The following is a 19,396-nucleotide window of genomic DNA, read 5'->3' on the forward strand; positions in this document are numbered from 1 at the left end:
GACGAGTAACCGCAGGAGCATTCTTTTTTGCGACGAGTAACCGCAGGAGCATTCTCCATTAGATTGAAGCGAAAGGGCTGGCGACTCCAGCGGGAAAAGTGTTAGTGGAAGACCCTGGACTGAGGGCATGCGAAGGAAGCGGCTGAGGCAACGCCTGCGGAAACGACGCACTTTACCTAGAGTCCAGAGTACGAATTCAAAAAAAGATCCCCATTAGGAGATCTTTTTTTGTCGATTAAATACCTTCATATAATTCTTGTATTGGTTTAATTAGAACACGATTTACTTCTTCAATCATTTGACTTAAAGTCATTTCTGCTTGAAGCATTGCGAAAATCTTCTCATTTCCTTGCGCAAGCTGAGCCGTTTTTTGTGCGTACTCTAACTCTTCACCAGAAATTTCTTCACCTGTCATTTGTTTTTCTTGAAGCGACATTTGAATTTTACGGAAGCTTTGGAACAACGCTAATGCTCCTTCATCTTCCTTCACTAATTGAACAGCAGCCTTTACGTTAGCAAACTCTTCTGTTTGGCGAAAAGTTGCCTCTAATTTGTTAATGTCATCATAAATATTAATCATCATGTATTGCTCCTTTTTTATTAATTTATGTCGCATAGACTCTTATCAATTAATTAAAAATACGATTAATCCTTGTACAACTCCAATGAGACCTCCAAGGAAACCGCCTAATATCGTGATCATTTTAAACTCACGCTTCGATATTCCAAGAACAATTTCTTCTAAGCGTTCTACAGGAAATGAGTCTACTTGCTCTTTAACCATATCTTCTAATTTCATTTTGCGCAATACTTCTTCCAGTTTGTTCTCTGCTTCCTTAAATGCAAAAGATGCCACTTTTGGCACAAGCTTCGTTTCTGTCCATTCCGTTACGTCCGGGAAATAATGTATAAGTGTTTTGTTCAAACGCTCTTCGATTGCCACTTGCTGCGTCAAATACAACTTTATATTTTCTACAACTGGTTCAAAATCGAACCCGTCTAACATTTCCACAACTGGTCTATCTTTAAGCTTTTCCCACTCATTTCGTACAATGTTTTCCAACATCGTTTTCGTGCCAGTTGCTCTTAAAAACTTCAAAATTTCGGGCTGTACTTTTCCTGCAAGAGAAGAAGATTCACCAACGAACATTTGAATCATGTTCCCAAGGGTCCCTTTTGTTGATAAGAAATCATCGATCAAATTTTTGACCGTCATTTTTCCTTCATCCGACTCAAAAAAGTCTTCTCCTTTTAGAAGGATATAAGAAACGATTTCCCCTACTTTACTATCTGCTTTCTCTTGCCAATCCACTGGTGCGAGATGGCGAATCGTTTCATTTTCAAATCTCGATTTCAATCGATTGAACTGAAAATCTATTTGCTCACCCATTTTTTCATTTGCAATAGCTGAAATATTTTCTATTCCACCAAGTTTTAGCCAATCTGCAATCGTTTTTTCAGATAGAAATATTTTGTCATTTAATTGCTGAACGACAAACTTAGTAGTCTTTTCTTCCATTTCAGCATTGAAATACTTTCTTTTAAAAATATCTGGTGTTAATAAATGCTGAATTACTGTATTTCCTAATTGTTTAGCAAGCTCATCTCTTCTTTTAGGAATTAACCCCGGTGTGAATGGAACACGCCAAGATCCTATATATTTTGCTTCATGTGGTCTAAAAAGCATTTTAATAGCTAAATGATTCGTAACTGCCCCTATCGCTGCCCCAACTATTCCCATAAAAACTAACATCCATATTAAATCCATCTATTTCACCTTTTTCCTCTAACTTCTTATCTATTATAACAGAGGAAAAGAAAACACTAAAATAATAACAAACAGTCTTACAGTGCATTATATATCGTTGAAAAGCGAATGGCATGTTCCATTTCATCATGCATCGCGATAAACAAAGGGGCATACGCTTGTTGAATTGGTATTTGAAGTAGCATTTCTTTATACAACTCAGTAGCTGCCAATTCTTCTTTCAGCGCAATTTTTGCACATTGTTTTAAATCTTGACAAGGCTCTGGCTTCGTTAAGTTTTGAACATATGTCCCAGTCAGCATATAATAAAGTTGTTGAAACATTTCATAATGACTTTTTTCATCCTCATAAACATGCTCGATAAAGTCCTGCCAATATGGATCATCTGTTAATTCATACATAGATTTATAGTAAAAATAAGATGCATATTCTTGCTGTATTGCTTTGTGTAACTGCTCAATAAACAAATTATCTCCCCTTCACTAGTCCTTTTCACTAGTGTATGCGAAAATAGTATGGTAAATGAAAGGTTGGTATTTATGCTACAACATTTTAGCTTCAAATCACTCTATGAAAACAAACAATTACCTGGCTGGACCGTTTCTTTCTTCTATAAGCAAGCTAGGTACACAGGAGAATACGAAGCAGACGGAACGATTAAATGGATTGGTGAAACTCCTGTCGATGAAGAAGCTGTTAAGAAAATGATTCATGAGCTTATGTTATTTCATGTATACGACTAAAAAAGCGTAGAGGGTTTTATTCCTCTGCGTTTTCGTTTAAAAGAAAGTATATGAAAATATACTATGAACACTGGATTTAGGAAATCTTAAATGTAAGAAAGGATGGAGTGGATTTCGTTTCAAGTGGACGCTGGCGTTGCCTCAGCCTCCTGTGCTCCTGCGGTTACTCGTCACAAAACTAAGTTTCGCTTCGCTGTGGATTCTTCGACTAACGCTATTCCCGCTGGAGTCGCTACTTTTCACTATATCCATCTAACTTAAAAGAATGTAGATATTTTCTTTCTAAACTAGTGTATCTGTAATGCACTCACTTCTCTATTTTTAGAAAGTAAACTGCGAATCGAATCTGTTGAGAAAGAGAATAATTTGTCATCCCATCCTTTCTTGTTCAAAAGGGAAAACCCATTTTATTATGTAGCAAATACTCTTTCTCACACTACACTATGCTTCAACATGTAGAAGTGCCATTTTGTAAAAAACTACAAAGAGCCGCCAAAATTGTATATTTGGCGGCCATCAAAGAATATAGAATGAGGCTTGCTTCTCCTATTCCCAAAAGTTTTTAACTACTTGGTACTGAAGTTTCTGGCGAGCGGAAGGCGAACAGTTGCCATACGATGACCGACTAAAAAGCTTGTTGGAATGGCATAGCCACTTCCAACAAGCTAAATTTTTCTGTTCATCGTATAGCCCAATGGAAGCCTAGAGCGAGCCGAAACTGCGTCGCTATGATGTTTTTTCCTTTAAAGTACTGGAGAACTTTTTGCCGTTTTTTCTTAAACCGTCCCCATTTTTTTTCTCCCAAATAAAATATAAAAATACGTAGAGGCAATAATATATAAAGTACCTGTAATCGAAAATGTAATAGCATAACCCCAATATGACCCGTACATCATAACAAGTCCCGCCGACACTGGCCCCATTGCTGCCCATCCAAGATTAAATACCATTTGATTGACCGAATTTGCCAACCCTTTATATTTGTCATGTACAACATCCATCGCAATAGCACTTTGTATCGGATTTCCAGCATTCATTAGAGCCTGCCTGAGCAAAAATCCAGTCGACGCAATTGCTAATGAAGTCGTGAATCCAGTTATAAACAAAAACGGAATTGAAAGCAATTGAAATATAACGAGTGCTCGAACTTTACCTACTTTTTTCACAAGTGCAGGACCTACAAGCATTGCGACTGCAGTCATTGCAGAGCCCAAAGAAAGTATTAATCCAATAAACGCATTAGAAGCATCAAATCGATTCGAAAAATATAAATTTAAGTAAGGAATAACAAGCCCCGATCCTGTTCCAATAAGTAAGTTTGCAACACCAAACAAAATAATAATCTTAATATTGCGCTTAAAACTACTTGGTAATTCTTTTTTGTGTGTATCAGTAGCTTTTTCCTGCTCCTCTACTTTCTCAGCAGATTTTAATTTTAATAAAGGAAAAATACCTAAGGCGAAAATAATCGCGCCAAAAACCAACACCCATTTAAGTGAATCTAGAATTGACATCCCTGTATATACATGTAATGCATCTACAAATATGCCTCCTCCAAGACTTCCGACAACTCCTGCAATTGTTACAAGTGAGAAGTGAATGCTAAACAAATGCATTCGTTCACTAGACCTCGAATTTTCCGCTAGAAATGGTACACCAGAAACTTGTACGAGCGCCATAAAAAGCCCGGTAAAAAATGCTGCATATATTAAAGACTGCTCACCGACAAAAACACTTCGATAAAAAAGAGTAAGCGCTGTTATAATTGTTCCGATAACAATAATCCACTTCCGTCCAAAACGGTCGCTTAAAAAACCTGCTGGAATTAGCATGATAGCTGTCGCAAGCGAGGTCATCGAAATAACCTTACCATTCACTGTTTCTGGAAATCCTAATTCCTTTATATATAAATTGTACATAACCGAAAAGACGCCCATTCCTATTTGAATGAGAATATTTGCAAGCATAAACAAACGAATATTTCGATTAAATGAACTTATTTTTGTTTTCCAATCTTGCAGCCAACTTATCATAAAAGGCCTCTTTCGTTTTTTATTTCGTCTCTCTAAATATAAAACTTTCCATATCAAACTGCAACACTAGAAATAAGAATAACTGGGCAAAAAATGCCCAAGACAAAACATCTTAGTGACGCAGTTTCCCGCTCGCTCTAAGCTTCACATGGGCTATACGATGAATGGTAAATTTTTTAATGTTTGTTGGAAGTGGCTGCGCCGCTTCGAACAAGCTTTTTCGTCGGTCATCGTATGGCAACTGTTCCCCTTCCGCTCGCCAGAAACTTCAGTGCCAAGTAGTTAAATACTTTTGGCAATAGAAGAAGCAAGCTCATTCTATCTAGTAAGCTGGCCGCCAAAGATGCAATTTTGGCGGCTTTTTGCAGTTTTTTAGAAAAGGAACACTTCTGTATTTTCATCCACCCCGAGGAGAGAAAAGGATACTTGCTACATATGAACACGGGCTGCATATTTTTAACAAGTAGGAAAAGTTTTACGCAATATATAGGCTAACTACTTTCTGAGATAAACGCATAGAAACTTCCTTAAGGAAGTTGGATGTAGTGAAAAGTGGCGACTCGGGCGGGAATAGCGTGAGTTGAAAGCCCCCAGGAGCGCCTTTGCGACGAGGAGATTGAAGCCGTGCTCGCCGGAAGCGTCCGCTCGGAACGGAATCCACTCTATATTTTCTCTCAAAAAAAAAGGGAATATCCCCGCACGTTTTACGCGTGCTGAGATACTCCTGCTTGTAACTTATACATTTGTTCATAACGCCCCTGCAATAGCAAAAGTTCATCATGTGTGCCACTTTCCACAATTTCTCCACGATCTAATACTAAAATTCGATCGGCATTCTTAATAGTAGAAAGCCGATGTGCAATGATAAAAGTAGTTCGACCTTTTTTCAACACATCCATTGCATGCTGGATAATTTCCTCTGTTTCTGTATCAATATTCGAAGTTGCCTCATCCAAAATAAGGATGGCTGGATCGAATGCCAGTGCTCTTGCGAATGAAACTAGCTGCCTTTGACCAGAAGATAATGTACTTCCTTTTTCAATAACAGGTTCATCCAAACCTTTTTCAAGGTTTTTCAACACTCGCTCTCCACCAACTGCTTCTAAAGCTGCTTCCACTTTTTCGCGTGAAATACTTGGATCACTTAAACTTACATTCGATTCAATTGTTCCTGAAAACAAATATGGATCTTGTAAAACGATTCCCATATGATCACGAATTGTTTGCCTCGGCACTGTTGTAATATCCGTACCATCTATTAAAATCTTTCCTTTGGAAGGATCATAGAAACGGAATAACAAATTCATAATCGAGCTTTTCCCCGATCCTGTATGTCCAACAAGTGCAACCGTTTCTCCTTTATTCGCTACAAAATTTAAATTTTTCAAGACATAATCGTTTTCTTTGTAAGCAAAGGAAACATTTTGGAACTCCACATTTCCTTCATAACGATCAATTCGCTGATCTTTTACTTTTTCCCCTTGCTCATCTAATAATTTGAATACACGACTACCAGCAACAAGCGATCTTTCTAGCTGTGAAAATTGATTTACAATTCCTGTAATTGGGTTAAATAATCTTGTCGTATAGTCAACGAATGCATACAGCATACCAGCTGAAATGATCGTATTTGGTTCCATTGATTGATTTCCAAAGTACCAAATAAATAACATAAACATGATTATACGCAACACAGTAACTAAGTTGAATGAAGTCGCCGAATCCAGTATAAGTAACTTTTTCTGATAGCGATAATGTTCTTCATTCATTTCTTCAAATTCACGTTCCATTTGCTTTTCTCTTTTAAATGCTTGAATAATGGAAATCCCTTGAATGGATTCATTCAACATTGCATTTAAATCAGCAATTTTTGTTCGAACAACATGATTATATTTTGAAGCATATTTTCGATACCCAATCATCCAAACATACACAATTGGAATAACGAATAATGCCATTGCAGCCATTTTCACATTTAAGATGAAAAGTGCTACATACACTCCGATAATTGAAATGATACTTGTCGCAAACTGAGATAAAACTTGCACGTATAAATTTCGGATTGCTTCCGTATCATTCGTTACACGAGCCACTACTTTACCTGCCGGTAAATTATCAAAGTATTGAATCGGCAGCGTTTGTATATGTTGAAACACATCATTTCTTAGTTTTTGCACCACTCGGTTTGCACCAATTTGCAGATAAATAAACATAAAATATCTAAAAATCGCCGTTACAATCGTTAAACCAAAAAATAGAAGTAAAAGCATTGTGATTGGCTTAATATCAATAGAACCAGCCGTAATATGCTCATCAATAATTCTTTTGGCAATAAAAGGTCCTGTTAAATCGGCCATTACTGCAATTGTTAAAAAGATTAAACCAAGGATAATCGGTTGTTTATAAAATAACGCATAATGGTAGAGTCGTTTCCCTGTACTCATGACGACACCCCCTCAAGCTGCTGACGATCGAATTGCTCTTTATACCATCCATTTTGTTCAAGAAGTTCCTCATGTGTACCTTCTTCCACCATCAGCCCTTCATCTAACACAATAATATGATCTGCATGTTGAATGCCTGACAATCGATGCGTCGTAATAATTGTTGTCTTACCACTACGTTCATTTTGTATATTTTCAATAATCTTCGCCTCTGTTTTTGCATCTACTGCAGATAGCGAATCATCTAATAGTAATATTTCTGGGTTTTTAATAAGTGCTCTAGCAATCGATACGCGTTGTTTTTGACCACCAGATAAAGAAACACCTTTTTCTCCAACCAAAGTTTGAAGCCCCATCGGTAAATTCATTAAATCTTGTTGGAAATGCGCTAAGCGAATCGCCTCTTCCAGCTCTTCCTCTGTCGCATCCTCTTTTCCAAAAAGAATATTTTGACGGATCGTTCTAGAAAATAAAACATGATCTTGTGGAACATATCCAATCCATTCTAAAACCTGATCCTTCGTCTGCTCAGAAATAGCTATATCTCCAATCGTAAGCTGACCAGTTCCAATCGGATATTCCTTTAATAATTGCTTCATAAAGGTTGTTTTTCCTGAACCAGTTTTCCCAACGATTCCAAGTGTTTGCCCTTTTTGCAAGTTCACTCGGATATTTTGAAGATTTTTCACTTGTGACAATGGATACTGGAATCCTACTTCTTCAAATCCTATAGAGGTTGCTTCTTTTAATTGCACTGGGGCAGTCGGATCTTTTACATCTTGTTCATAGCTTAAAGTTTCTTGTACTCGATCCAAGGATGCATTTCCACGTTGCATTACATTGATCAATTCACCAATTGCAAACATTGGCCAAACCGCCATCCCTAAATACACATTAAAAGTTATTAAATTTCCTACAGTCATTTCGCCACGTGATACTAAATAAGCACCGTAACCTAAAGCAATAACATAACTAATGCCAGTTCCTACTTTTGTAATAGGGCCAAATAATGCATCAATTCGCTCTACAACCATATTTTTTTGATACACTTCTTCACTCATATCCGCAAACTTTTTCTCGTCTGCTCGCTCTTGGACATACGCACGAATAACACGGACACCAGCAATCGATTCCAACACACGGTCATTTAAATCACCGAACGAATCTTGTGCAATCATATATTTTTCATGAATGATTTTTCCTAAATATTGCATGATAAATGCTAAAATCGGTATTGGTAAAATGGCAACTAACGTAAGCTTCCATGAAATAATCGTTCCCATTGCAATGATTAAAGCAGCCATATACATAGTAGAATCGACTAAAGTCATAATGCCAAAACCGGCAGTGGTTGCTACCGCATTTAAATCATTTGTTGCACGAGCCATTAAATCACCCGTACGATTTTTTTCATAAAACGTCGGTGTCATATTTAAAAATTTACGATTTAACTTTGTACGTAAAATACGTTCGATGGAAATAGAACCACCAAATAATTGATACTGCCAAACAAAGTTCAATATATACCCAATAATAATAATTCCAACAAAATAGACAAGATACTGCATTAATAATTCAGGTGTCATTTTCCCCATTGTGATTAAGTCGATTGATTGCCCGACTAACCATGGTGGTAAAACTTCGAAAGCACTTGCTATAATAAGCAATCCAACCGCAACCGTATAACGCTTCCAATGATCTTTAAAAAACCATTTCAACTTAAATAAAACTGAAAACATTGTTTAATCTCCTCATTTCTTCATTCACTTGAACTACACTCACTAGTCACCTTCAAGTGATTCCTTTAATAAAATTTGCTTTGTTCGTTGAATAATCATATTCAACACCCCTCTCTTTGTTTTACTAAAATTTGGAAATATACAGACACAAAAAAGCACATTACCAGTATTACGGTAATGTGCTCTATTAATAGATAATAGTCATGTTTCCATGATATCTAAAAATAAATCAAATGTCGTCTGATGGCAAGTATGAAAAACATATTAAATTGTTTGTAGTAACTTTTAAACGAACCATTTTTCATACCTCCATTTCCTTTTTATTTAGTGTCCCTTAAGATTAGCATATAGAATTTTCCATTGTCAATACTTTTTGAAAAAAGAGATTAATTAAATAATATGAACAATTGCCCCTAGTAATGCACTTACTAATACAACTTTAATCGGTGCCCATTTATATACGACTAATAAAGTAAATGTAATGAGCACGATAACAAAATCCATAGGAGCCTTTACTGCACTCGTAAACACAGGATCATATAAAGCTGCAAGAAGTATACCTACCACTGCTGCATTGACTCCTTTTAAAGCAGCTTGAATTCCTTTTTTAGAGCGAATAACGGACCAAAAAGGCAGCGTTCCAATAACAAGTAAAAAGGAAGGAAGAAACATGGCAAAAACTGCAATCATTGCTCCCGAAATCCCGTCTGTAACTTGCCCTAAATATCCTGCTAACGTAAAAAGTGGTCCTGGTACTGCTTGAGCCGCTCCATATCCAGCAAGAAATACATCTGGCGAAACATCCACTTCTCTTTGTAACATGGGCAATACAACATGGCCCCCACCAAATACAATGGAACCAACACGATAATATGTATCAAAAAGTGAATAATACGCAGATTGTATAAATGGCTTAAAAATTGGTAACAACGTAAGTAATCCAAAAAATAATATCCAGCTAATAATGCCTGTCTTTTTACCAAAAGAAAGAGTAATTTTAGCCGCGGGTTCAATCGTTTCTTTTCTATAATAAAAATAACCAAATAATCCAGACAAAATGATAATACCAATTTGCCCAATTGCAGTTGGAATAAGTAATGTTAAAATAGCACACGCTACTGCAATAAAAATTCTTATACGGTCTGGTGCTAGTGATTTTTGCATACCTAATAATGCATGAGCTACGACAGCAACCGCTACTATTTTTAAACCTTGAATCCATCCACTATCGAATGATCCAGTAGATGTCACAAGTGTTGCAAAGAGCATTAAAATTAGGACGGATGGTAATGTAAAACCTATCCAAGAAATGATTCCTCCTAATATTCCCCCTCTAAGTAAGCCAATTGATATTCCTACTTGGGAGGATGCAGGACCAGGTAAAAACTGACATAGTGCAACAATGTCAGCATACAACTTATCATCTAGCCATTTGCGCTTTTGCACATACTCTTCTCGAAAATAGCCGATATGTGCGGAAGGACCTCCAAATGATGTGAGTCCAAGCTTTGTTGAAGCTTTCCATATTTCAATATATTTATTTTTCATTTACTTCCCCTCCAATCTATTCTTCTATTATCCTATAAACTTCTATATAAAAGTTATAAGTTTATGTTAAATTTCATCGGATATAAGTAGAATGATTTGTATTTTGCATTAAATTATTTTATTATTAATTATAAGAAATCATTTTTAAGAAAACAGGAGGTGTACACTTTGTTTTACCCCTCATTTGGGTTAGGAACAAAGTAATTATTTGGACATAGCCATACGATTGACAGCTTTTGCTGTCTTAATCGCATTCACTGCATTTTTCGTTGCGAGTGAATTTGCAATTGTAAAAGTAAGATCGACAAGAATTGATCAGCTTATTGCTGAAGGAAACAAAAAAGCGATAGATGCGAAAAAGCTCGTTTCTAATCTGGATGAGTATTTATCTGCATGTCAGCTCGGTATTACGATCACTGCGTTAGGTTTAGGGTGGCTCGGTGAACCGACAGTTGAGGTATTATTACATCCAGCATTTGAGTATTTTGCCCTTCCGGAGAGTGTTTCCTCCGTACTTTCATTTATCATTGCATTTTCCCTTGTAACATTTATACATGTAGTAGTAGGAGAATTAACACCAAAAACCTTAGCTATACAAAAAGCAGAACAAGTAACATTAGCTATTGCTAAACCACTTATTATGTTTGACCGTCTAATGTATCCAATCATTAGAGGTATGAATGGTTCTGCACGTTTCCTAGCTGTGCGTGTTTTTGGTTTAAAATTAGTTTCTGAATCAGAAGTTGCCCATTCAGAAGAAGAGCTTCGTATGATTCTTTCGGACAGTTTAAAAGGTGGAGAAATTAACCAAGCTGAATATAAATACGTAAATAAAATTTTTGAATTTGATGATCGTATTGCAAAAGAAATTATGGTTCCACGAACTGAAATTATTTCAATCGATAAAAATTTTACGTTAAATGAAGTATTCGAGTTAATAGGCGTAGAACAATATACACGTTACCCTGTCACGGATGGGGACAAAGATCATATTATTGGTCTTGTGAATATGAAAAACCTATTAACGGCTTACATTAAAAACCCTGAAAATGCTACTACTCCAGTGAGTGACTATATGCAACCTGTCATTCGTGTAATTGAAACGATGCCTATTGGTGATTTGCTACTTAAAATCCAGCGCGAACGTATTCATATGGCCATTTTAATGGACGAATATGGTGGTACATCAGGACTCGTGACTATAGAAGATATTATTGAAGAAATCGTTGGAGATATCCGTGATGAATTCGATACTGACGAGCTTCCAGAAGTTCAGAAACTTGGTGAAAACCATTATATTTTGGACGCTAAAATGCTAATCGAAAACGTAAATGACTTACTCGGTATTGATATTGATGAAGAGGATATCGATACAATTGGTGGTTGGGTCATGACTAAAAACTTCGACGCAGTAAAAGGCGAAAAAATAGTAGAACAAGGCTTCGAATTTATGGTCAAAGATATAGATGGTCATCACATCCTTTATCTTGAAATAGTAAAAGTACCCACAATTATAACGATTGAAAAAGAAGAATTGTTAGCAGAATAATAATGACTTGAAACGACTCCCTAAACAGGAGTCGTTTTCGTATGCAAAGAAATGTTGAAATGGGGAAACAAAGTGGAGCTATATACAAATTTACGTGAAGGGGAAAAAGGAGCTTTAATAAGTATTGGGGTTTATCTGTTATTAACTGTATTTAAACTTAGTGCTGGTTTTCTTGGTTCTTCCGAAGCCCTAAAAGCAGACGGACTCAACAACTTCACAGATATTATTGCTTCGATTGCAATATTAATCGGACTACGGATTTCACAAAAGCCACCAGACGATCATCATCAATATGGTCATTTACGTGCGGAGACAATTGCCTCATTAGTTGCAGCATTCATAATGGCTGCAATCGGCATTCAAGTAATTATTCAAGCGGTTAAGCATATAGCTTCCCCTGCTCAGGAAACTCCGTCTATTTTAACAGCCGTTGTCGCTTCCATAAGTGCTGTTGTTATGTATATTGTTTATAAATACAATTTAAAATTAGGCACACGCATTAATAGTGCGGCAGTAAAAGCCGCTGCGTATGATAATCGTTCCGATGCATTAGTAAGTCTTGGCGCGACTGTTGGTATTTTAGGTTCCGTTCTTGGGTTTCCGATTTTAGATGGTATTACTGCATTTATCGTAGGTATTATTATCATGTACACTGCTTATACTATTTTCCACGACGCAGCATTTACTCTATCTGACGGATTTAATATAGACGAAGCAGAATCTCTATCTACAGTCGTTCGACACATTCAAAGTGTCAAAACACTAAAAGATTTCAAAGCAAGAATGCATGGTAATTTAATGTTTGTAGATTTAACTGTAACTGTGGATCCACTATTGAATGTAATCGATAGCCATCGCATAACAGAAGAAATTGAACAAAAAATTATGAAAGTGAAGCCTTTCTCTGTCGTTCATGTTCATATCGAACCGCATACAGATGGAGATGAGGATTCTACCGATTTCAAACAGCATTCTACCGATTATGAGTGATATTCGACCGATTCCCACATCTTCCCTAATAAAATAAAAAACGGTGCCCTTCACATATGGAAGGCACCGTTTTCAATATTGTCCGCTTGGCTCTGTAAGACCATGCTTCACTGCATATAATGCAGCTTGTGTTCGGTCTTGAACTTGCAGCTTTGTAAAAATATTCGATATATGCGTCTTTACTGTTTTTTCTGTCACAAACAACGAAGAAGCAATTTCCTTATTGCTCTTTCCTTTTGTTAACTCAGACAAAACATCTTGCTCTCTTGGTGTTAAAGGATGCTCTTCATGCGGTCTCATCTCGACTAATTCGTTTTTTTCTTTCTCTAACTGAGTAGTCGCATCTGGATGTAAAGTGTTTTCCCCGCGCATTAATTTTCGTATAGCTTCAGCCAAATCATCTGGCTCAATATCTTTTAATTGATATCCTGCCGCTCCTGCTTTTAATGCAGGTATCACATGGTCTCGATCCGAAAAGCTCGTAAGCATTAGCACTTGAATCTGTGGAAACTTTGTTTTTATACGCTTTGTCGCTTGAATACCATCCATTTCTGGCATCACCAAATCCATTAACACAACATCAGGTTTTAGCGTTTTCGTCATTTCAACTGCTTCTATTCCATTTGTTGCTTCCCCTACAATATCCATATCCTTTTGCGTCTTCAAAAAGAACATTAATCCTCTTCTGACTACATGATGATCATCTGCTATTAATACTCGTATAATACATACCCCTCCTAATACGGTAAACGGACTAATATTTCCGTTCCTTTATTCAACCCGCTAACCCAATCGATTGTTCCACCGACTGAATTTACCCTATCTTTCATACTTTGCAATCCCATCGAAGGTAATTTCTTCGAATCATCCAACTGAAAGCCACGACCTTCATCTTTTATAACTAATAAAATATCCGTAGACGTTACCGTCAAATATAGTTCAGCATTCAAAACTCCGGCATGTTTTCGCACATTATTCAGTGCTTCTTGAGCAATCCTAAACAAAGTTTCCTCCATACTTGCAGGTAAATTGATAACGCCTTTTACATTCACTTGAATGCCGAGCCCTAACATTTCCCCGTACCCTTTTAGCCCTTCCATAATGCCACTTTCCAAACCTTTCGGACGAAGTTGCCAAATAAGCGCACGCATTTCCGTTAAAGCTTCTTGCGTTAAATATTGAATTTCTTTAAATGTATTTCTAATCTCTGGCTGCTCTTTCATTTCCATACCACCGCGTGCAGTTAATGTAACCGAAAACAACAGCTGATTTACAGAATCATGTAAATCTCTCGCAAGTCTATTACGTTCCTGTACTAATGCAACCTGCTGCTCCTGTTTCGTTAATAATATCCGCTTCACAGCAGAACCAATTTGAAAAGCAACCGATTCCAGAAGCGCAAGTTCCCCTTCTGAAAAACGAATCGTATTCGGCGTTGCTACATTCAAAAGGCCAAATCGTTCGTGTCCAGATTGTAACGGAACCGTCGCATGATGCGTAATACCGGCGTTATCTTCATTTTCTGCCCTGCGAGCATTTTCAATTCGTTTACATTCAATAATATTAGATGCTTTTTTTAACTCACCATTTCGAAATCGTGAAACGCACCAACATCCACCTTTTTGTAGATGTCGGCAGTCATTTTCCTCTAATGCATTAGGCAAATTTTCGTGAACAATCAGCTCTTGCCTTCCTTTTTTATCAATAAAAAAAATCCAACCTGTTTCAAAAATGGTGCCTTCTAATAATTTTCGTAATGCCCCTTGTAGCATTTGCTCCATTTCTGTTTCCTCATTAAGAAACTCAGCAATCTCTTTTAATAATCCAATATTTGAGAGTTCATTTGACTGCATGTAAACTCCTCCATGTATGTAATTCTCTTATATTCCATCTTATCATTTATTCTGGACATGCTGTAAAAACAAGTCATCATACTTTTGACTGAAATAAAAAAAATAGTGTCTTCTTTCTACAAAACCAACTCATAGAAGAAGTCACTATTTCCCATTAAAGATTAACGATTGCTACGCTTAAATATACCAATCGATACAAATGAAAGAACTAACATTGTTAATATAATAATAGCAATGCTTACCGAGCTGCTTACAATATGACCATTCAACTCGTACATGACACCGAAATTCAGCTTGTAGGCATCTATTTGTTCGACTGGAATGCCCTGGAACACGTTTTGCAATGAATCATGCATAATCGCTTCACGTAAAAGAACCGTTGTATGACTAATAGGAAAATACATAATCAGGTTTTGAGCAAATACTGGTAGAACGCCGAGCGGAACATACACACCACATAAGAAACCGATCACTGTGCCAACGATTGTACTAAGCGTTGAAAAAGCATTTTGTGATTTTACGAATTGAATAAGAAATAAATTAAATATACTTGCAAGCGATACAGATAATAGCAAAATGCCTATTACTTTTAATAATGCTTCTAAACTTAACCACTCACCACCTGTTGCTACTAGATAGATTTCGCAGCCAATTAGTGCAACAAATGAAAATACGATACCAATAATGAAAGCATTTATTACATAGCTGAATTGAATAATAGACCTAGAAATTGGTGCTGTTAAAAAATCAGCTGTCACCTTACTTTCCATATCTTGAATAGTAATACTAAAAGCACCGAGCGTCGTTGTCACAGCTATCATAGACAGTAATCCAGCTACTAGCCATTCATTGACCATCTTTATCATTTCAGGTGTCGCTACCGTTACTTGCTTAATAGCATCTATTTGCATTTTTTGTAAAAATACTGTATACAGGATAATGACAATGAAAATCGATAATAGTGAGAAAAAGACAAGTGTTTTGTCACGGCGAAACATTTTATTATTCCGGTTCACTAAACTAAGAAGCGCGTTTATACCAATGCACCCCCATCTTCCATAATACGAATAAATACGTCATCCATCGTACCTTTAATCACTTCGAAAGACTCTAATAATGGCTCTACATCTTTTAACAGTGCAAGCGCCTCTGTCGTAGCCTTTACCTTGATTGTATAAATGGACATTTTCTCTACAAAGGACAAATCCATTTCCCGTAGCCACTTTTCGCCATCTACATTGTTTTTAAATACTAATTTCACTTGATCATATGCATAAATTGTTTTCAATTCATCTGGTGTACCTTTTGCAACTATTTCTCCACTTTTTAATACAACAACTTGATTGGCAACCGCAGCTTCCTCCATATAATGTGTGGTCAAAAAAACAGTCATATTCATATCCTGCTGTAGTTTCTTAATAGCCTTCCAAACAAATTGTCGAACTTGTGGATCTAGACCTGTCGTCGGTTCATCTAAAAATAGGATTTGCGGCTTATGAATAAGGGCACGCGCAATGTCCGCACGACGCTTTTGGCCGCCTGATAATGTTCCATACTTTTTATCTTGAATATCTTCTAATTGTAAGTATTCTGAAACAAATGTATAGTTGTCAGCGAGATTCTTTTTCTTCAAACCATAAGTACGACCTCGATGCATAATATTTTCGTAGACAGTAAGCCGTTGATCCAGTAAGCTTTGCTGGAATACTACACCAATTGATTGACGAATGAACGCGTTATTCTCTTTTTCATCCAAAGTGAAGTTGTTAATTTCGACCGTTCCACTCGATTTTTTTATTAGCGTACATAGGATTTCAATCGTAGTAGACTTCCCTGCTCCATTTGTGCCTAGAAAGGCAAAAAGTTCTCCTTTTTGTACTTGAAAGGAAATTCCCTTTACTGCCTCAACACTTCCATATGATTTCCGTAAGTTTTGTACTTCAATAGTAGTGTTTATCATCACAATCCCTTTCTCCTCTTTTGAATGGCGTGATTAATTTCTCCAATGACCCGTTTCATTACAAGTAAAATAATTCCCCAGCTAATGATATATATAATTATGACTGAAATCAGTAAGCTCACTAAGGTCATTTTGTTCGTAACGTCATACCATCCTCCAAAGTAACCTGCAATGAATACGCATGTTATAACGGTAACCAAATGAATGAATAGCTGAAATGTAAAACTAAAGTAATCCGTTTCAAAAATGACTGAGATCAAACCGATGGCAACGCCCAAAATAGCAGCAATTATCAATTGTTTTAGCAAATCTTCGCCAGTTACGATAATTCCTGGTGTGGTTAAAACATCAATTGTCATTAACGTGTAGGATGAACTTAACGAAATGAGTAATCCGATAATAGCGAAACGTAGGATTGTTATCATATTTAATCCCTCCCAATGCCTAAACGGCTTTTCAATTCTTTTAAATATTTGCGACTTACATGAACAGATGATTCATCCTCTAAAACGAGCTCGGTCGAACCAATCCTGCCCATTTTAATCGAGGTGATTTTATCGATATTAACGAGCGTAGATTTACTCACCCGAACAAAATCATGGGACAATATCGTTTCTAATTCATACAACTTGCGTTTAGATTCAAATTCATGCTCCGTCGTCTGTAAGTACACCTTCGCTCCCTCTGCATAAATAAAATAAATATCTTGGATTTTGAGCATATGAATTTCCTGTTGTAAATAACCATCAATAACTGTTGTTTGTGTCACTTGTAGCTGTTTCATCAGTTGTTCAATTTGCTCGTTATATTCCTTTGCATGAATGAAAATTTCCGTTTCCTGAAATTTTTCATCAATGATTAACTGGATTTTCATAGATGCCTCCCTCCACTGTCCATACTGTAACATACGATTTCTTGATATTTCCCACTCCTCTAGTAAGTGGTAAATTTTAAAGTATAAGTGGTTTATATATGATAGTAAGTGTTTCCTCAAAAAAAAGGAATATCATCTTTCTGATGACATTCCCCATACTCTATTATTCTTCTAAATACGTATTCATCACATTCGTAAACGCTACTTTCAACGCTTCTAACTTATCAATACTTTCTACTTCAGACCCGCTTGTAACACCGAAATAATATTTAATCTTCGGCTCCGTTCCACTTGGTCTTACGCACACCCATGAACCGTCCGCAAGAAAATATTTCAATACATTCGATTGTGGCAATAAAATCTGTTCGGCCTTTCGCCCATCTGTAAATGTGCGTAAAGAAGTTAAATAATCTTCTTGCGAATGCACTGCTATGCCAGCCACTTCAGTCAACTTATTAACGCGAATATGACCAAGCAAGTTTTTAATCGCATTTGCACCACTTACTCCTTTTTTCGTTACAGACACAAGTCCTTCTAAATAATAACCATGTCTTTCATATAATGAGTGTAGAACGTCTACTAAAGTCATTCCTAGCTTTTTATAGTAAGCCGCTGCTTCTACTAAAGCTAACACGCTTTGTACTGCATCTTTATCACGAGCAAAGTCTTTTATTAAATAACCATAGCTTTCTTCATAGCCAAATAAAAACTCATATTCCTTCGTCTGTTCATATTGTTTTATTTTTTCGCCGATGAATTTAAAGCCAGTTAGCACATTTTCCGTACTTGCTCCGTGATATTCTGCAATGACTCTTCCTAAATCAGAAGTAACAATTGTCTTAAATACTCGACCATTTGCAGGTATTCCACCTTTTGCTTTTCTTTGTGTTAATAAATACTCGATTAAAATAGCACCTGTTTGATTGCCAGTTAATAGTTTATAACCATTTTCAGTTTGAACTGCTAACCCAACACGGTCACCATCAGGATCTACTGCAACTAAAATATCTGCATCATTTTTCTCTCCGTATTGAATCGCATACTCATAAGCACTATGCTCTTCTGGGTTAGGAGATTTCAATGTTGGAAATTCTCCGTTTGGCTCCATTTGTTCAGCTACATAATAAATATGTTTGTATCCTGCTTCACTTAAAATACGTTTCACCGTTTGACCAGATGCCCCGTGTAATGGAGAAAACACAACTTTTAGATCCGTAGTTTCAGCTAATTCTGTATTTTCTTGTACCGTTTTTAATTGCTCGATATACACTTTGTCCATTTCTTCCCCGAGATACGTAATCGCCCGTTCGTTAATATCTCCTAGCTTGATTTGAAGTGCATTACCAGCTTCTTGAACATATTTAATTACTTCATCTGCATCTTTTAAATTTAGTTGCGCTCCGTCTTCTCCGTAAACTTTGTATCCATTATATTCAGGAGGATTATGGCTCGCCGTTATAACTAACCCCATAAATGCATTCAGTTCACGTATCGAAAAGGATAATTGCGGCGTTGTTCTAGGTTCCTTATATACATAAGCTTTAATGCCATTTGCTGCTAGTGTATTAGCTGCTTCTTGTGCGAATTCTGGAGAAAATCTACGACTATCATAAGCAATGACTACTCCTCGGCTCATTGCTTCTGTCCCAGCAGCTTTTATATAAGCCGACAGCCCAAACGTTGCTTTCCGTATTGTATACGTATTTATACGATTTGTTCCTGCTCCTATTTCTCCACGCATTCCACCCGTGCCAAATTCTAGATCACGGTAAAACGCATCTTCGGCTCTCTTTTCATCTGTCAATAAAAGGTGTAAATCTTCTTTCCAGACAGAATCTAGTTCAGAGAAGTTATTCCATTCATCCAATAACTGCTTATATGACATGTAATAGTGC

At 36.7% G+C, this 19,396-nt stretch carries 17 protein-coding genes; 3 read left to right on the top strand and 14 right to left on the bottom strand.

Features of this window, described 5'->3' with window-relative positions; all coding sequences use genetic code 11:
* Nucleotides 1-235 precede the first annotated feature (235 nt).
* From RUH95_RS20210 to RUH95_RS20220, 3 genes are all read right to left on the bottom strand, one after another.
* Nucleotides 236-583, bottom strand: coding sequence for a YlbF/YmcA family competence regulator (locus RUH95_RS20210; RefSeq protein WP_313894716.1), 348 nt, complete (start codon nt 581-583; stop codon nt 236-238).
* Between the two features lie 42 nt (nt 584-625).
* Complete coding sequence (locus tag RUH95_RS20215) at nt 626-1,768, bottom strand: DUF445 domain-containing protein (RefSeq protein ID WP_313894717.1); 1,143 nt, start codon at nt 1,766-1,768, stop codon at nt 626-628.
* Nucleotides 1,769-1,845: 77 nt separating this feature from the next.
* Nucleotides 1,846-2,235 (bottom strand): ferritin-like domain-containing protein, encoded by a 390-nt coding sequence (locus tag RUH95_RS20220; RefSeq protein ID WP_313894718.1) that lies wholly within the window; start codon nt 2,233-2,235, stop codon nt 1,846-1,848.
* 72 nt (nt 2,236-2,307) lie between these two features.
* Here RUH95_RS20220 and RUH95_RS20225 point away from each other — a divergent pair, with 72 nt between their 5' ends.
* A complete protein-coding gene (locus RUH95_RS20225) occupies nt 2,308-2,511 on the top strand; it encodes a YheE family protein (RefSeq protein ID WP_313894719.1) in 204 nt (67 codons plus the stop codon).
* A 776-nt stretch (nt 2,512-3,287) separates the two neighbouring features.
* Here the strand turns inward: RUH95_RS20225 and RUH95_RS20230 are convergent.
* The 4 genes from RUH95_RS20230 to chrA form a co-directional block, all read right to left on the bottom strand.
* Entirely contained in the window at nt 3,288-4,544 is a 1,257-nt protein-coding gene (locus RUH95_RS20230; protein ID WP_313894720.1) for an MFS transporter, read from the bottom strand.
* A gap of 704 nt (nt 4,545-5,248) precedes the next feature.
* Complete coding sequence (locus RUH95_RS20235) at nt 5,249-6,988, bottom strand: ABC transporter ATP-binding protein (RefSeq protein WP_313894721.1); 1,740 nt, start codon at nt 6,986-6,988, stop codon at nt 5,249-5,251.
* Nucleotides 6,985-8,727: an ABC transporter ATP-binding protein gene (locus tag RUH95_RS20240; protein ID WP_313894722.1), complete on the bottom strand. Its 1,743-nt coding sequence runs from the start codon at nt 8,725-8,727 to the stop codon at nt 6,985-6,987. Before RUH95_RS20240 ends, RUH95_RS20235 begins: the two co-directional genes overlap by 4 nt.
* Nucleotides 8,728-9,117: 390 nt before the next feature.
* Nucleotides 9,118-10,275, bottom strand: a complete 1,158-nt coding sequence (chrA, locus tag RUH95_RS20245; protein WP_313894723.1) for a chromate efflux transporter — start codon at nt 10,273-10,275, stop codon at nt 9,118-9,120.
* A 226-nt stretch (nt 10,276-10,501) separates the two neighbouring features.
* On the opposite strand from chrA, the gene RUH95_RS20250 reads away from it, so the two are divergent.
* The gene (locus tag RUH95_RS20250; protein WP_313894724.1) at nt 10,502-11,824 is read left to right on the top strand and encodes a hemolysin family protein; all 1,323 of its coding nucleotides are present in this window, start codon (nt 10,502-10,504) and stop codon (nt 11,822-11,824) included.
* A gap of 72 nt (nt 11,825-11,896) precedes the next feature.
* Complete coding sequence (locus RUH95_RS20255) at nt 11,897-12,814, top strand: cation diffusion facilitator family transporter (protein ID WP_313894725.1); 918 nt, start codon at nt 11,897-11,899, stop codon at nt 12,812-12,814.
* Between the two features lie 72 nt (nt 12,815-12,886).
* Here the strand turns inward: RUH95_RS20255 and RUH95_RS20260 are convergent, their stop codons facing one another.
* The 7 genes from RUH95_RS20260 to RUH95_RS20290 form a co-directional block, all read right to left on the bottom strand.
* The gene (locus RUH95_RS20260) at nt 12,887-13,540 is read right to left on the bottom strand and encodes a response regulator transcription factor (protein WP_313894745.1); all 654 of its coding nucleotides are present in this window, start codon (nt 13,538-13,540) and stop codon (nt 12,887-12,889) included.
* Between the two features lie 11 nt (nt 13,541-13,551).
* Nucleotides 13,552-14,667, bottom strand: coding sequence for a GAF domain-containing sensor histidine kinase (locus tag RUH95_RS20265; protein ID WP_313894726.1), 1,116 nt, complete (start codon nt 14,665-14,667; stop codon nt 13,552-13,554).
* Nucleotides 14,668-14,828: 161 nt separating this feature from the next.
* Nucleotides 14,829-15,683, bottom strand: coding sequence for an ABC transporter permease (locus RUH95_RS20270; RefSeq protein ID WP_313894727.1), 855 nt, complete (start codon nt 15,681-15,683; stop codon nt 14,829-14,831).
* Between the two features lie 17 nt (nt 15,684-15,700).
* On the bottom strand, nt 15,701-16,627 hold the full coding sequence (locus tag RUH95_RS20275) for an ABC transporter ATP-binding protein (RefSeq protein ID WP_313894746.1): 927 nt from the start codon (nt 16,625-16,627) through the stop codon (nt 15,701-15,703).
* Entirely contained in the window at nt 16,627-17,052 is a 426-nt protein-coding gene (locus RUH95_RS20280; RefSeq protein ID WP_313894728.1) for a DUF3021 family protein, read from the bottom strand. The genes RUH95_RS20275 and RUH95_RS20280 overlap by 1 nt, the downstream gene beginning before the upstream one ends.
* Nucleotides 17,053-17,054: 2 nt before the next feature.
* Nucleotides 17,055-17,501, bottom strand: a complete 447-nt coding sequence (locus tag RUH95_RS20285) for a LytTR family DNA-binding domain-containing protein (protein WP_313894729.1) — start codon at nt 17,499-17,501, stop codon at nt 17,055-17,057.
* A 163-nt stretch (nt 17,502-17,664) separates the two neighbouring features.
* Complete coding sequence (locus RUH95_RS20290) at nt 17,665-19,386, bottom strand: phospho-sugar mutase (RefSeq protein WP_313894730.1); 1,722 nt, start codon at nt 19,384-19,386, stop codon at nt 17,665-17,667.
* Nucleotides 19,387-19,396: the final 10 nt, after the last annotated feature.

This window comes from Psychrobacillus sp. (assembly GCF_032154225.1).
Classification (GTDB): domain Bacteria; phylum Bacillota; class Bacilli; order Bacillales_A; family Planococcaceae; genus Psychrobacillus.

Excerpts from the sequence above, each read along its gene's own strand:
- RUH95_RS20210 (WP_313894716.1), bottom strand. The coding sequence starts at position 583 with ATGATGATTAATATTTATGATGACATTAACAAATTAGAGGCAACTTTT.
- RUH95_RS20215 (WP_313894717.1), bottom strand. The coding sequence starts at position 1,768 with ATGGATTTAATATGGATGTTAGTTTTTATGGGAATAGTTGGGGCAGCG.
- RUH95_RS20225 (WP_313894719.1), top strand. The coding sequence starts at position 2,308 with ATGCTACAACATTTTAGCTTCAAATCACTCTATGAAAACAAACAATTA.
- RUH95_RS20230 (WP_313894720.1), bottom strand. The coding sequence starts at position 4,544 with ATGATAAGTTGGCTGCAAGATTGGAAAACAAAAATAAGTTCATTTAAT.
- RUH95_RS20235 (WP_313894721.1), bottom strand. The coding sequence starts at position 6,988 with ATGAGTACAGGGAAACGACTCTACCATTATGCGTTATTTTATAAACAA.
- RUH95_RS20240 (WP_313894722.1), bottom strand. The coding sequence starts at position 8,727 with ATGTTTTCAGTTTTATTTAAGTTGAAATGGTTTTTTAAAGATCATTGG.
- chrA (WP_313894723.1), bottom strand. The coding sequence starts at position 10,275 with ATGAAAAATAAATATATTGAAATATGGAAAGCTTCAACAAAGCTTGGA.
- RUH95_RS20265 (WP_313894726.1), bottom strand. The coding sequence starts at position 14,667 with ATGCAGTCAAATGAACTCTCAAATATTGGATTATTAAAAGAGATTGCT.
- RUH95_RS20275 (WP_313894746.1), bottom strand. The coding sequence starts at position 16,627 with ATGATAAACACTACTATTGAAGTACAAAACTTACGGAAATCATATGGA.
- RUH95_RS20280 (WP_313894728.1), bottom strand. The coding sequence starts at position 17,052 with ATGATAACAATCCTACGTTTCGCTATTATCGGATTACTCATTTCGTTA.
- RUH95_RS20285 (WP_313894729.1), bottom strand. The coding sequence starts at position 17,501 with ATGAAAATCCAGTTAATCATTGATGAAAAATTTCAGGAAACGGAAATT.
- RUH95_RS20290 (WP_313894730.1), bottom strand. The coding sequence starts at position 19,386 with ATGTCATATAAGCAGTTATTGGATGAATGGAATAACTTCTCTGAACTA.